Origin of the sequence: Achromobacter sp. GbtcB20 (genome assembly GCF_019091095.1) — a bacterium.
GTDB classification, from domain to species: domain Bacteria; phylum Pseudomonadota; class Gammaproteobacteria; order Burkholderiales; family Burkholderiaceae_B; genus Achromobacter; species Achromobacter mucicolens.
Map to the genome: position 1 here is coordinate 1 of NZ_JAGXJZ010000257.1, position 417 is coordinate 417.

Genomic DNA, 417 nt, shown 5'->3' on the forward strand with positions numbered 1-417 from the left:
CTCGCGCTCGAGCGCGGTGGCGGACAGGCGCATCAGCAGCGAGACTTCCTCGGCCGGACGGCGCCAGGTTTCCGAGGAAAACGCGAACAGGGTCAGGTACTCGACGCCGCGCAGCACGCAGGCTTCGACGACGCCGCGCACGGCTTCGACGCCCTTCACGTGCCCGGCCACGCGCGGCAGCAGGCGCCTGGTCGCCCAGCGGCCGTTGCCGTCCATGATGATCGCGATATGGCGCGGGACGGCCGGCACATCGGGTACTGCAGTCGTCGAACTCTTGAAGATCATAAATCCATTGCCATGACAGTGATACGACAAATAAAGCGAAGCGCCCGGCCGGGTGAAAGACGGCCGGGCGGCAACCAGGCCGGATGAAGCAAACGGCCGGGCGGCGGCCGGGCCGGCTTGTTTCGTCCAGCC

At 67.4% G+C, this 417-nt stretch carries 1 protein-coding gene; it reads right to left on the bottom strand.

Translation table 11 applies throughout. The annotated features are described in order from the left end of the window. Positions 1-285, bottom strand: a 285-nt coding sequence (locus KVT32_RS28870; RefSeq protein ID WP_217619289.1) for an undecaprenyl diphosphate synthase family protein, incomplete at its 3' end; no start/stop codon positions are given. Positions 286-417 lie beyond the last annotated feature (132 nt).